This is a genomic window from Devosia elaeis (assembly GCF_001650025.1).
GTDB classification, from domain to species: Bacteria; Pseudomonadota; Alphaproteobacteria; order Rhizobiales; family Devosiaceae; genus Devosia; species Devosia elaeis.
In genome coordinates this window covers 1-12842 of the sequence record NZ_LVVY01000076.1, presented here as the reverse complement: position 1 = coordinate 12842, position 12842 = coordinate 1, and the positions used below count along the sequence as shown (strand labels likewise).

At 65.7% G+C, this 12842-nt stretch carries 12 protein-coding genes; 8 read left to right on the top strand and 4 right to left on the bottom strand.

Annotation, left to right across the window (positions count from 1 at the left end; all coding sequences use genetic code 11):
• Positions 1-13: 13 nt before the first annotated feature.
• Positions 14-850, bottom strand: coding sequence for a malonyl-ACP O-methyltransferase BioC (locus A3840_RS08170; RefSeq protein WP_067454645.1), 837 nt, complete (start codon positions 848-850; stop codon positions 14-16).
• A gap of 35 nt (positions 851-885) precedes the next feature.
• Between A3840_RS08170 and A3840_RS08165 the strand changes: the two genes are divergently transcribed.
• The 5 genes from A3840_RS08165 to A3840_RS08145 all read left to right on the top strand — a co-directional run bounded on the left by A3840_RS08165 (position 886) and on the right by A3840_RS08145 (position 4198).
• Positions 886-1689 carry a ComFC family protein gene (locus A3840_RS08165; protein ID WP_245676573.1) on the top strand — a complete coding sequence of 268 codons (804 nt, stop codon included), beginning with the start codon at positions 886-888 and terminating at the stop codon, positions 1687-1689.
• A 30-nt stretch (positions 1690-1719) separates the two neighbouring features.
• Complete coding sequence (grxC, locus tag A3840_RS08160; protein WP_067454640.1) at positions 1720-1974, top strand: glutaredoxin 3; 255 nt, start codon at positions 1720-1722, stop codon at positions 1972-1974.
• A 3-nt stretch (positions 1975-1977) separates the two neighbouring features.
• The gene (locus tag A3840_RS08155; RefSeq protein WP_067454637.1) at positions 1978-2805 is read left to right on the top strand and encodes a carbon-nitrogen hydrolase family protein; all 828 of its coding nucleotides are present in this window, start codon (positions 1978-1980) and stop codon (positions 2803-2805) included.
• Positions 2806-2868: 63 nt separating this feature from the next.
• The gene (locus A3840_RS08150; RefSeq protein WP_067454635.1) at positions 2869-3291 is read left to right on the top strand and encodes a DUF1178 family protein; all 423 of its coding nucleotides are present in this window, start codon (positions 2869-2871) and stop codon (positions 3289-3291) included.
• 37 nt (positions 3292-3328) lie between these two features.
• Positions 3329-4198, top strand: a complete 870-nt coding sequence (locus A3840_RS08145; protein ID WP_067454749.1) for an aldo/keto reductase — start codon at positions 3329-3331, stop codon at positions 4196-4198.
• 403 nt (positions 4199-4601) lie between these two features.
• On the opposite strand, the gene ilvD is transcribed toward A3840_RS08145, so the two are convergent.
• Together ilvD and A3840_RS08135 are read right to left on the bottom strand one after the other, a co-directional pair.
• A complete protein-coding gene (gene ilvD / locus A3840_RS08140; RefSeq protein WP_067454632.1) occupies positions 4602-6455 on the bottom strand; it encodes a dihydroxy-acid dehydratase in 1854 nt (617 codons plus the stop codon).
• A gap of 285 nt (positions 6456-6740) precedes the next feature.
• Positions 6741-7337 (bottom strand): hypothetical protein, encoded by a 597-nt coding sequence (locus A3840_RS08135; RefSeq protein ID WP_067454629.1) that lies wholly within the window; start codon positions 7335-7337, stop codon positions 6741-6743.
• A gap of 152 nt (positions 7338-7489) precedes the next feature.
• Here A3840_RS08135 and A3840_RS08130 point away from each other — a divergent pair, with 152 nt between their 5' ends.
• Positions 7490-7861 (top strand): hypothetical protein, encoded by a 372-nt coding sequence (locus A3840_RS08130; protein WP_067454626.1) that lies wholly within the window; start codon positions 7490-7492, stop codon positions 7859-7861.
• An 11-nt stretch (positions 7862-7872) separates the two neighbouring features.
• Here A3840_RS08130 and ubiG read toward each other — a convergent pair whose 3' ends face one another.
• Positions 7873-8613 (bottom strand): bifunctional 2-polyprenyl-6-hydroxyphenol methylase/3-demethylubiquinol 3-O-methyltransferase UbiG, encoded by a 741-nt coding sequence (gene ubiG, locus A3840_RS08125; protein ID WP_067454623.1) that lies wholly within the window; start codon positions 8611-8613, stop codon positions 7873-7875.
• Positions 8614-8799: 186 nt separating this feature from the next.
• On the opposite strand from ubiG, the gene A3840_RS08120 reads away from it, so the two are divergent.
• Both A3840_RS08120 and ptsP read left to right on the top strand, forming a co-directional pair.
• The gene (locus A3840_RS08120) at positions 8800-10065 is read left to right on the top strand and encodes an aspartate kinase (protein ID WP_067454620.1); all 1266 of its coding nucleotides are present in this window, start codon (positions 8800-8802) and stop codon (positions 10063-10065) included.
• A 69-nt stretch (positions 10066-10134) separates the two neighbouring features.
• Positions 10135-12402 (top strand): phosphoenolpyruvate--protein phosphotransferase, encoded by a 2268-nt coding sequence (ptsP, locus tag A3840_RS08115; protein ID WP_067454617.1) that lies wholly within the window; start codon positions 10135-10137, stop codon positions 12400-12402.
• Positions 12403-12842: the final 440 nt, after the last annotated feature.

Here is a 12842-nt window from a genome sequence, read left to right as displayed (position 1 = left end):
CAGTTGGTCAGGCTCATTCGGCTTCCCCCCGGCCCAGGATATCGGCCATGCGCGTGGTGGCGCTGCCCGGCTTCAAGGGCTTCTGCTGGCTTTCATGCGGCACCCAGCCGGCGATCCAGATGATTTCGAGCGTGGCGCGCACCCGGCCGTCGGGATCGCCGTCGCGTTCGGCATAGGCCTGGGCGGCGGCGGCAAGCAGGGTGCGGGTGGCGAAGCGGCGCGGCCGGTCGGCCAGCGGATTGGCGGCGCCCAGGGCTTTCAATTCCGCCATCAGCGCAAAGGGATTGCCATAGCGCAACCTGTGAGTTTCCACATCGGCGACCGGCAAAGCGAAGCCGGCCCGTTGCAGCAAGGCGCCGGCATCGCGCACCTGCGCCATGGGGGCGACCCGGGCCGAGGCGCCGCCGGACACGGCGAGGTCGGCGGCCAGGAACGCCTCGCGCAATTCGGTCAGGCTTTCGCCGCCGATAAAGGCGGCCATGAGCAGGCCATCGGGGCGCAATTGCCGCCGCAGCCGCGCCAGGTGGCCGGGCACGTCGTTGACGGTCTGCAGATGCAGGAGCGAAACGACCAAGTCATGCTCGCCCGGCGGCAGGGAAGGGAAATCGGCATCGGCAAAGGCCTCCACCCGCTGCGCCGCAACCGGGCCATTGGCGGTGACCAGCGTTTCCGGCAGGGTTTCGGCATCGGGCCCGATCAGCACGGCCCGGGAAAAATCGCGCTTATAGGTGGCGAGCCGGTCGGCAAGGTCTTCCAGCACCAGGTCGCGCACGAAATTGTCCGTGCCCTTGCGGCGGGACAGGTTGCGGCCGATCTGGACGGAATCGAAAAGCTGGGGGGCGCTGGTCATCGAAAGGGCTTTCGCCGGAGCCGGAGCGTGGCAATATGGCCCTTATGGAGAGCGGGGGCGGGGAAGTCAAAGGGCGTGTGCTGGACCGGCTGGGGCAGGGGCTCGGCCGGCTGGGCCTGGTCCTGCTCGATCAGCTCTATCCGCCCGCCTGCATTGCCTGTTCGGCGCCGCTCGTGGCCGGGGACAGCCTCTGCGCGGCCTGCTTTTCCGGCCTGCGTCCGATCAGCGCGCCGTTCTGCCCGATCCTGGGCCTGCCCTTCGAGGGCGATCCGGGGCCCGATGCGCGCTCCGCCGAAGCCTTGGCCGATCCGCCGCCTTTCGAGCGGGCCCGGGCGGCGATGGCCTATGGGGCGGTGGTGGGCACGCTGATCAGCCGCTTCAAATATGGCGACCGGGTGGAGCTGGCGCGGTTCTGCGCCCGGCTGATGGCCGCCGCCGGGCAGGAATTCTGGCCGGACCGGCCGGTCCTGGTGCCGGTGCCGCTGCATGCCAGCCGGTTGCGCTTCCGCCGCTATAACCAGTCCATGCTGCTGGCGCGGGAGCTGGGCCGGCTCACCGGGCTCGAGGTCGACCCGCATCTGGTGCGCCGCCACCGCAAGACCCGCCAGCAGGTGGGCCTGTCCGGCGATGGCCGACTGCGCAATGTGCGGGGCGCCTTCGTCCTGCATCAGCGGGCGCTGGAGCGCCTGGCGGGCCGCCCCGTGGTGCTGGTGGACGATGTCTATACGACCGGGGCCACGGTCAAGGCCATTACTCGCGTCCTCAAGCGCGGCGGCGCGGGACGGGTGGACGTGTTGACCTTCGCCCGCGTTGTCATCGACGGCGAACTGCCCATATAAGGGGTTGTGCTGTCTTCGGAGCCTGCCGCCATGGCCAAGGTCGAAATCTATACCACCCCCACCTGCCCCTATTGCCACGCGGCCAAGGCGCTGCTGGCCGAAAAGAACGTCGATTACACCGAGATCAGCGTGCTCGATCCCGCGCTGCGCGAGACAATGACCGAGCGCGCCCATGGCCGCCGCACGGTGCCGCAAATCTTCGTGGGCGATGTGCATGTGGGCGGCTATGACGACCTGGCGGCGCTGGAGCGACAGGGCGGGCTCGATCCCCTCCTGGCCGGCTAGACGATGAAAATCGCCGCCATCCAGATGCGCTCCGGGCTCGATCCGGAGGCCAATCTGGCCGCGCTGGAGCCGCTGCTGGCCGAAGCGGCCGACCGGGGCGCCGCCTATGCGGTGACCCCGGAAGTCACCCTGATCTTTCCGGAAAACCGCGAGCAGCTCAAGGCGGTGGCCGCGCCTTTCGAGGGGCATCCGCACCTGGCCCGGGTGGGCGAGATGGCCCATAGGCATAATATATTCGTCCATATCGGCTCGCTGCCCGTGCCGCTCGAGGATGGGCGTTTCGCCAATCGCTCGGTGCTGTTCGGGCCGGATGGGGCCCAGGTCGCCACCTATGACAAGATCCATCTCTTCGACGCCGACATCGCCGGGCTCAACGCCTATCGCGAAAGCGCCACCTATAAAGCCGGTGATCGGGCCGTGATTGCCCCCCTGGGCGATTTTACCCTCGGCTTTTCCATCTGCTACGACATGCGCTTCCCGCGGCTCTACAACGCGCTGGCCAATGCCGGCGCCAATCTGATCGCGGTCCCCGCCGCCTTCACCGTGCCCACGGGCCAGGCGCATTGGCATGTGCTCTTGCGGGCGCGGGCCATCGAGACCGGCTCCTATGTCATCGCCGCGGCGCAGGGCGGCAGCCATGCCAATGGCAGGGCCACCTATGGCCATTCGCTGATCGTCGACCCCTGGGGCCGGGTGATCGCGGAGCTCGACCATGATGCGCCCGGCGTCCTGGTCGCCGATATCGACCCCTCGGCTGTTGTCGAGGCACGCGGCCGGGTGCCGGCCTTGGCCAATGCGCGGGACTTTTCGCCTCCGGCTTTGCAGAACTAGTTCGGACCCCTATATGGTCCGGACAAGGGCGCGGTCCTGCGCCGCAATGAAACGACAAGCATAGTGATCCAGTATTCGCTTCAATGTTCGAAGGGGCACCGCTTCGACGCCTGGTTCAAGAACGCCGCCGCCTATGACGAGCAGCAGGCCCGCGGCATCGTCACCTGCGCGCAATGCGGCGACGCCCATGTGGAAAAGGCGCCCATGGCCCCCAATGTGGCCCGCACCGATCAGGAGCGCGTGCCGCTGTCCGCCGCCCATCCGGATGCGGCCCGCTTCCGCGACATGCTCCGCCAATATCGCAGGAAGGTGATGAGCGAGGCCGATTATGTCGGCGACAGCTTTGCCGAGGAAGCGCGAAAAATCCATTTCGAGGAAGCCGAGGCCCGCGGCATCTATGGGGAGGCGACGCGCGAAGAGGTGGCCGGCCTCATCGAGGACGGCGTGGATTTCCTGCCGCTGCCGGATGTGGCGGACGACAATTGAACGCCTGCCTCCCGGCGTGAGCAACGGAGAACGCAAGATGACCACACTCGACGCAGCTCTTTCCGGCACCTTCGCCATCGGCGGCGATCTCAAGGTCAACCGGCTCGGTTTCGGCGCCATGCGCATTACCGGCAGCGGCATCTGGGGGCCGCCCGAAAATCCGGAGGAAGCCAAGGCGACCCTGCGCCGCCTGCCCGAGCTCAATGTCGATTTCATCGATACGGCCGAAAGCTATGGACCCTATGTCAGCGAAGAGCTGATCGGGGCGGTGCTGGCGCCCTATGCGAAGGGCACGATCGTCGCTACCAAGAGCGGGCTCACCCGCACCGGGCCGGATGAATGGCATCAGCTCGGGCGACCGGAATTCCTGCGTCAGGGCGTCATCCAGAGCCTGCGCCGGCTCAAGCGCGACGTGCTCGATCTCTGGCAATTGCATCGCATCGACGGCAAGACGCCGCGCGCCGACCAGTTCGGCGCCATCGCGCAGATGCAGCAGGAGGGGCTGATCCGCCATGTCGGCCTCAGCGAGGTCAGCGTCGACGACATCAAGGAAGCCCAGCGCTATTTCAAGGTCACCACGGTCCAGAACCTCTACAACCTGGTCAATCGCCGGGCCGAGGACGTGCTGGACCATTGCGAGGCCAATGGCATCGGCTTCATCCCCTGGCGCCCGATCGATGGCGGCAATCTCGAATCGACCAGCGCCGAATTCAAGGCGATCATGGACAAGCACGGCGCCTCGGCCAGCCAGCTGGCTTTGGCCTGGATGCTGAAGCGCTCGCCGGTCATGCTGCCCATTCCCGGCACCGGCAAGGTCAGCCATCTCGAGGAAAACGTGGCCGCCGCCGCCATCAAGCTCAGCGACGACGATTTCGCCATCCTGGACCGCATCGGCCGGAGGGGGTGAGCTGCTTCACCTCTCCCTTGGGGGAGAGGTCGCCCCGAAGGGGCGGGTGAGGGGGCCTTCCCACGAGCACTGGAAAAGGCGCCCTCACCCGTCGGCTGCGCCGCCGACCTCTCCCCCAAGGGAGAGGTAAAGCAGGGCAGGCCTTGGCCTCGCGCCTCAGCCGAAGAATTTGCAATGTCGGGAAAATCAGGGTCGGTTCGATAGGGAGGGTGGAATCCCCGCTATCGAACCTGACCAGTCCGGCCTTCTTGGCAGAAGTCCGGGTGGCTGGGCGGGGCTGTAGCATTGCCCGGGGCGCTTGTCACGCGATTGTCGCAGAGCGACAGCCGAGAGATCGGAGTACCCTCTCCTAATCTCCCCCTTTCAGAGGGAGGCTAGAAGGGGGGTTCTTCCTTGCCTCAGTTCAGTTCCACAGCTTGTCGATAGCCTCGGTGTCGCGCACCGCACCCCGCGCCGCGCTGGTGGCGAAGGCCGCATAGGCCTTAAGGGCGGTGGTGACATTGCGCTTGCGCGGATGGGCCGGCTTCCAGCCCGCCCTGTCCTGGTCATGGCGGCGCTGGGTCAGTTCGTCGTCGCTCACCAGCAGCGTGATGCTGCGGTTGGGGATGTCGATCTCGATGATGTCGCCTTCGCGCACCAGCCCGATCGTGCCGCCTTCGGCGGCTTCCGGCGAAACGTGGCCGATGGAGAGGCCCGACGTGCCGCCGGAGAAACGGCCGTCAGTCAAGAGGGCGCAGGCCTTGCCCAGGCCTTTCGATTTCAGGTAGCTCGTCGGGTAGAGCATTTCCTGCATGCCGGGGCCGCCGCGCGGACCTTCATAGCGGATGACGAGGACGTCGCCTTCCTTGATCTGGTTGGAAAGGATCGCCTTGACCGTATCGTCCTGGCTCTCGAAGACGCGGGCCGGGCCGGTGAATTTGAGGATGGATTCATCCACGCCCGCCGTCTTCACGATGCAGCCATCGATGGCGATATTGCCCTTGAGCACGGCGAGGCCACCATCCTTGGAGAAGGGGGTTTCGGCCGAGCGGATGACGCCGTTCTGCCGGTCGAGATCGAGTTCGGCCCAGCGGTTGGACTGGCTGAAAGCCTGCGTGGTGCGCACGCCGCCGGGTGCGGCCATGTAGAAATTGCGCACGGCTTCCGAATTGGTGCGGGAGATATCCCACTTGTCGAGCGCGTCGCCCATCGTGGCCGTATGGATCGTATGTTCCTTGCGGTTGATGAGCCCCGCGCGGTCGAGCTGGCCGAGAATGGCCATGATGCCGCCGGCGCGATGCACGTCTTCCATATGGACGTCCGCCTTGGCGGGCGCGACCTTGGAGAGCACGGGCACCTTGCGGCTCAGCCGGTCGATGTCGTCCATGGTGAAGTCGACGCCGCCCTCATAGGCGGCGGCCAGGATATGCAGGACCGTATTGGTCGAGCCGCCCATGGCGATGTCGAGGCTCATGGCATTCTCGAAGGCCGCCTTGGTGGCGATGGAGCGCGGCAGGACCGAGGCGTCGTCCTGCTCGTAATAGCGGCGGGCCAGGTCGACGATCAGGTGGCCCGCTTCCTGGAACAGGCGCTTGCGGTCCGAATGGGTGGCGAGCGTGGAGCCATTGCCCGGCAGGCTGAGGCCCAGCGCCTCGGTGAGGCAGTTCATGGAATTGGCGGTGAACATGCCCGAGCAGGAGCCGCAGGTGGGGCAGGCGCTTTCCTCGACGAGCTGGACTTCCTCGTCGCTATAGCTGTCATCGGCGGCCATCACCATGGCGTCGACCAGGTCCAGCGCCTGCAGCTTGCCCTTGATCATCGCCTTGCCGGCTTCCATCGGGCCGCCGGACACGAAGATCACCGGGATATTGATACGCATGGCGGCATTGAGCATGCCGGGCGTGATCTTGTCGCAATTGGAAATGCAGACCATGGCGTCGGCGCAATGGGCATTGACCATATATTCCACCGAATCCGCGATGATGTCGCGGCTGGGCAGGGAATAGAGCATGCCGTCATGGCCCATGGCGATGCCGTCATCGACCGCGATGGTGTTGAATTCCTTGGCCACGCCGCCGGCGGCCTCGATCTCGCGGGCCACGAGCTGGCCGAGATCCTTGAGGTGCACATGGCCCGGCACGAATTGGGTGAAGGAATTGACCACGGCGATGATCGGCTTGCCGAAATCGCCATCCTTCATGCCGGTGGCGCGCCAGAGCCCGCGGGCGCCGGCCATGTTGCGGCCATGGGTGGTGGTGCGGGAACGATAGGCGGGCATGGGGCAATCCTCGAAATGCTGCCGGTGGGGCCGGTTCTATGCTGGTCTCCTGTTTAGCCCCATTCCGCCCCGGCAGCAAGAAATTTCCGTACCGTACCGTACGGTACTGTGGCGATGGCAGGCCGGCTCTTGTGACGGGATCGAGCCCCAAAACGCGATACGGCACCTCCCCCTTGACGGGGGAGGACGGGAGGGGGTGCCGGCAGGCACGATGTCTCAGGATATAAAGAGCCCCGCCTTTCCATGGCGCGCCCCACATCGAGGGGTGGGATACGACGCGTCGCCCTAGAACTTGAACCGCAGGCCGATCACGGCCGCATTGGATCCGTCGATATCGGCGATGGTGCCGAAGCCGCCGGAGCGGTGCTGGATGCGGGCGAAGGTTTCCCATTCGGGATGGGCGGCGTGGGAAATGGCGATTTCGGGGGCGAGGTAATAAAGGATGGGCACGTCGCGTCCCAGTTTGTCGGCGCGGTCGGTTTCCACCCCGATCGTATCGGTCACCACCGAGAGGCCGGCCGTGATGGAGGGGGTGATGGTGATGTCGCCGAAGGAGAATTCGGTCAGTCCCGCCACGAGGCCCCCCCACAATTCGGCGGAGGTCTGCGCGCCCTGGCGCAGGCCGATCCCGGCTTCGACGCCCAGCTTGAAGCTTTCATAATGATGGAAGAAGTGCTGATAGCCGATGCCGGCGAAGAAATTGGACTCGTAATGGTCGTCCCAGAAAAAGAAGGCATCGCCGAAATAGCCCGTGGTGAAGGGGCCGCCCATGACGAAGACATTCTGGTCCTGGCTCTGGGGTTCGGATTGAGCTTGGGCGGCGGGCGTCAGGCAAAGCGTGGCCATCCCGAGCGCGAGGGCCGCGCGGGCGAAAAGGAGCATATCGGATCACTCGGTTTCTTCTGTCGGAAGAACGCCTTGCCGGGCATTTGAGTTCACAAAATGGCGATCACGATTGTCCGCCGCGAAAGCAGGCTGGCGGAACGCCGACCACGGCCGGGCGTTGCCTTTTCAGCACAATCGAGGAGATCAACATGCAGGCCATACCCAGCACGATTCACGAAGGCATGGCGGTCTATGACAGCGCCATGCATGCCATCGGCACGGTCGAAACCTTCCGCATCACCGACGAGGCGCCGGGCGCGCCGGAGGTGGACGCCGTCGGCGTCAGCCCGGTTCTCGAGGACGAGCGCGACTCGCTTGTCGATATCCTGGCCGAGGTCTTCCATCCCAATGACGGCTTGCCGCGCGAAATGCAGGAAAAGGCCCTGCGCGAAGGCTTCGTGCGGCTCGATGCGGATGGGTTCTTCGCGGCGGACCGCTATATCTTTCCCGAACATATCGACCGCGTGGACGGCGACAGGCTGGTGCTGTCGGTCCGCAAGGACGAGCTGCTCAAGGTCTAGCTGCTCAAGGTCTAGCTCTTGGGCCGCTCGGCCAGCACCATGTAATTGACCCCCATATCGGGGGACATGCGCCATTCATCGGCCAGCGGGTGGAAGACCACGCCGGTCTGGCCGGTGACGCTGAGCCCGTTGCGGCGCAATTGCGCCGTGATTTCTTCCGGCGTCAGGAACTTGTTCCAGTCATGGGTGCCGCGCGGCAGCCAGCGCAGGATATATTCGGCGCCGATCACCGCCAGCGCCCAGGAGCGGGCGGTGCGGTTGAGCGTGGCGGTGAACATCAGCCCGCCCGGCGCGACGAGGTCGGCGCAGCTCTTCATGTAGAGCGGCACGTCGTCGACATGCTCGACCACTTCCATGTTGAGCACCACGTCATAGCTTTCGCCCGCCGCCACCAGCGCCTCGCTGGTCGTCGTGCGATAATCGATGTCGAGCCCGGCCTGTTCGGCGTGGATTTCCGCGATGGCGATATTGCGCTCGGCGGCGTCGATGCCGGTGACGCTGGCGCCCAGCCGGGTCAGCGGTTCGCAGAGCAGCCCGCCGCCGCAGCCGACATCGAGCACGCGCAGGCCCTCGAAGGGGCGCAACCCATGCGCGTCGCGGCCGAAATGGGCCAGCAAGTTGTCGCGGATATAGGTCAGGCGCACCGGATTGAACTTGTGCAGCGGCTTGAACTTGCCGCTCGGGTCCCACCATTCCTCCGCCATGGCCGTGAACTTGGCGATTTCGGCGTCGTTGACGGTGCTGCGGGTCATGGGCGGGCTCCTTGTGCGTCCATATGACCCGGCGAGCATGGCCGGGGCAAGGCGCGGCGTGTCGCAGTTCCGCCGCCACCGCGGGCCTGCGGCGGCGATGCCCATTGATTGCGCCCCGCCTTTGTGGCATTCCCCCGCCCAACAGGAAGCGTACCGCCGGGTTCGGCGGGTAAGCGGGGAAGCCAAGTGGCTCGTATCGTCGTCAAATTCGGTGGCACCTCGGTCGCCAATGTCGAACGCATCCGCAATGCCGCGCGCCATATCAAGCGTGAGGTCGAAGCGGGCAATGAAGTGGCCGTGGTGGTCTCGGCCATGTCCGGCAAGACCAATGAATTGGTGGGCTGGGTCAACGAGGCGTCCAAGTTCCACGATGCGCGCGAATATGATGCCGTGGTGGCCTCGGGCGAGCAGGTGACGGCCGGGCTCATGGCCATCGTGCTGGCCGAAATGGGCATCCAGTCGCGGTCCTATGCCGGCTGGCAGGTGCCCATCTATACCGATGATTCCCATGGCGCCGCCCGCATCGCCGATATCGACCCCACCGAGCTCAACGAGCGCATGGCCAATGGCTGGGTGCCGGTGATCACCGGCTTCCAGGGCATTTCCCCGCATAACCGCATCACCACTCTGGGCCGGGGCGGCTCGGATACGTCGGCGGTGGCGGTGGCGGCGGCGGTCCAGGCGGATCGCTGCGACATCTATACCGATGTGGACGGCGTCTACACCACCGATCCGCGCATCGTGCCCAAGGCGCAGCGCATGACCAAGATTTCCTTCGAGGAAATGCTGGAAATGGCTTCGCTCGGCGCCAAGGTGCTGATGATCCGCGCGGTGGAAATGGCCATGGCGCACAAGGTGCGCCTGACCGTCCGTTCCAGTTTCGACGACCCGGACGCGCCGCAGATCGCGCCCGATGGTACGCCCGGCGTTCCGGGCACGCTTGTCTGCGATGAGGATGAGATCATGGAAAAGCAGATCGTTTCGGGCGTGACGCTCGCCAAGGCCGAGGCCAAGATCACCCTGCGCAAGGTCAAGGACAATCCCGGCGTCGCCGCCGCCATTTTCGGCACTCTGGCCGACAAGGGCATCGTGGTCGACATGATCGTGCAGAACATCGCCGACGATGGCGCCACCACCGACATCACCTTCACCGTGCCCGACAGCGAATATGACAAGGCGGTCAAGGCGCTGGAGGACAATGGCGGGCGCTTCGAATATGCGCGCCTTTCCGGTTCGCGCGGCGGGGCCAAGGTCTCGGTGGTGGGCGTGGGCATGCGCAGCCATGCGGGCGTCGCCGCCTCGATGTTCAAGGCCCTGGCCGACAAGGGCATCAATATCCAGCTGATCACGACTTCGGAAATCAAGACCTCGGTTCTGATCGATGAAGAATATGCCGAGCTTGCGGTTCGGGCTCTGCACACCTATTACGGTCTGGACAAGCAGGACGCCTGATCCCGTTTTCGGAGGGAAGGGCCGCTCCTGAAGGAAGGGGGGCGGCTTTGCGGGCTGCCTGAACGAGGCATGGTGACGACCATAGGCGGCCCCAGGGTGCTGCTGCGGCAATTGCGCGAGACGATGGCGGAGCCCCTGGCTTCGCAGGCTCGGCTCGACAAGATCGTCGACCTCATCGCCGAAAACATGCGGGCCGATGTCTGCTCCTTCTATGTGCTGCGCGATGACGGCGCGCTCGAGCTCTTCGCCACCCATGGCCTCAAGGCCGAATCGGTCCACCTGACCACCCTGCGCCTGGGCGAGGGCCTGGTCGGGCTGATCGCCGCCGAGGCGGAGCCGCTCAGCCTCGACGATGCGCCCAGCCATCCCGCCTTCGCCTATCGGCCGGAAACCGGCGAGGACCGCTACAATTCCTTCCTGGGCGTGCCGGTGCTGCGGGCCGGGCAGACCCTGGGCGTGCTGGTGGTGCAGAACGGGGATCATCGCCATTACGGCGAGGATGAAACCGAGGCCATGCTGACCACGGCCACAATCCTGGCCGAGATGATCGCTACCAGCGATTTCGACAATCTCATCAAGCCGGGGTCCGATATCGACCTCAGGCGGCCTCGCATGTTCAACGGCGTCAGCTTCACCGATGGCATCGCACTGGGGAAAGTGGTGCTCCACGATCCCCGCGTCGTCGTCACCAATTTCATCGCCGAGGATACCGAGGCGGAAAAGCAGCGGCTGGATGCAGCGCTGGAAACCATGCGCGTCTCCATCGACGCCATGCTCGATCACGGCGACATGGCCGGGGGCTCGGACCACCGGGAAATCCTCGAGACCTATCGCATGTTCGCCAATGATCGCGGCTGGGTGAACCGGCTGAGCGAGGCGATCGCCAATGGCCTCAGCGCCGAGGCGGCGGTGGAGCGGGTGCAGAACGATACCCGCGCCCGCATGCTGCGCCAGACCGATCCCTATATCCGCGATCGGCTGCACGATCTGGACGATCTGGCCAATCGGCTGCTGCGCGTGCTCACCAATACCAGCCAGCCGGCGCAGCGCGAGCTGCCCGACAATGCCATCCTGGTGGCCCGCAATATGGGCCCGGCCGAACTGCTCGAATATGACCGCAAGAAATTGCGCGGCGTCGTGCTCGAAGAGGGCGGGGCCACGGCCCATGTCGCCATCGTCGCCCGCTCGCTGGGCATCGTGGCGGTGGGCCAGGCCCAGTCCATCGTCTCCATGTCCGAAACCGGCGACGACATCATCATCGATGGTCCTGCCGGCCAGGTGCATCTGCGCCCCACGCCCGATGTCGAGCAGACCTATGTGGACAAGGTCCGCATCTCGGCCAAGAGGCGCGCCCATTACGCCGCGCTCAAGAACAAGCCCAGCGTCACGCGCGACGGCGTGGAAATCACCCTGCTGCACAATTCGGGCCTGGTGGCCGACCTGCCCATGCTGGACGATACCGGCGCGGTTGGGGTCGGGCTGTTCCGCACCGAATTGCAGTTCATGATCGCCAGCCGCCTGCCGCGCCTCAAGGAACAGGCCGAGCTCTATGCCGAGGCCATGGCCATTGCCGGGGACCGGCCCATCGTCTTCCGCCTGCTCGATATCGGCGGCGACAAGGTCCTGCCCTATCTGCGCGCCACGGCCGAGGAAAACCCGGCCATGGGCTATCGCTCCATCCGGCTGGGTCTCGACCGTCCGGGCCTGCTGCGCACCCAGATCCGCGCCCTGCTGCAGGCCGCCAATGGCCGCCCGCTCAAGGTGCTGGTGCCTATGGTCACCGAGACCTTCGAATTCCGGCTGACCCGGCAGGTGATCAGCAAGGAAGTCGAGCGGCTGCGGCGCGCCGGGCTGCCGGCGCCCGAGCGGCTCGAAATCGGCGCCATGGTGGAAGTGCCCTCGCTGCTGTTCGAGCTCGACCAGATCATGCCCGAGGCCGATTTCGTCTCCATCGGCTCCAACGACCTGGTGCAGTTCCTCACCGCGGCTGACCGCGCCAATCCGCGCGTCTCCAAGGCCTATGATCCCATCGCCCTGCCGCGCCTGCGGGCCATCCGCATGGTGGTCGAGGCCGCCGAGCGCCACGGCAAGCCGGTGACCATGTGCGGCGAGCTGGCCGGCAAGCCCATCGAGGCGCTGGCGCTCATGGCCATCGGCATGACCCGGCTCTCCATGGGCCCGGCCTCGATCGGCCCGATCAAGGAAATGATCCTCAACCTCGAGCTCAAGCCCATCCAGGAAACGGTCCGCCAGGCCCTGAGCCTCGGCGCCAATGGCGGCACGGTACGCAAATTGCTCACCGAGTGGGTGGAAAAACAGGGCCTGCCGATCGGGTAGGGGCGCCGCCACCAGCCCCTGAACGCCCTCGGGTCAAGCCCGAGGGTGACGAGCTGTGGGTGGCGGGATCATGCGGCAACCTCCATGAGCGCTACGCGCGAATGGCGCGGAGCCGCCCCAAACACCGACCCCACCTCCCCCTTTGACGGGGGAGGTAGCGCAGCTTGGCCGAAGGCCCAGCGAAGCTGGGAGGGGGTGCTCCCACGCACCGGCATCTAATATTTAGCTCTCTGCCGCCCCCCCCCCTCACCCGTCTCGGCCCGCGGCCGATCCACCCTCTCCCCGAGGGGGAGAGGAATAAGAGGCAAACGCCGCGCCATTCTTCTCCCCCCTCGGGGAGAAGGTGCCCGAAGGGCGGATGAGGGGGCTGCTGCCACAAACGCCGAACCCACAAAAAAACCAAAACTTATCCCCACCCCCATCACCCCATATTATCCTCC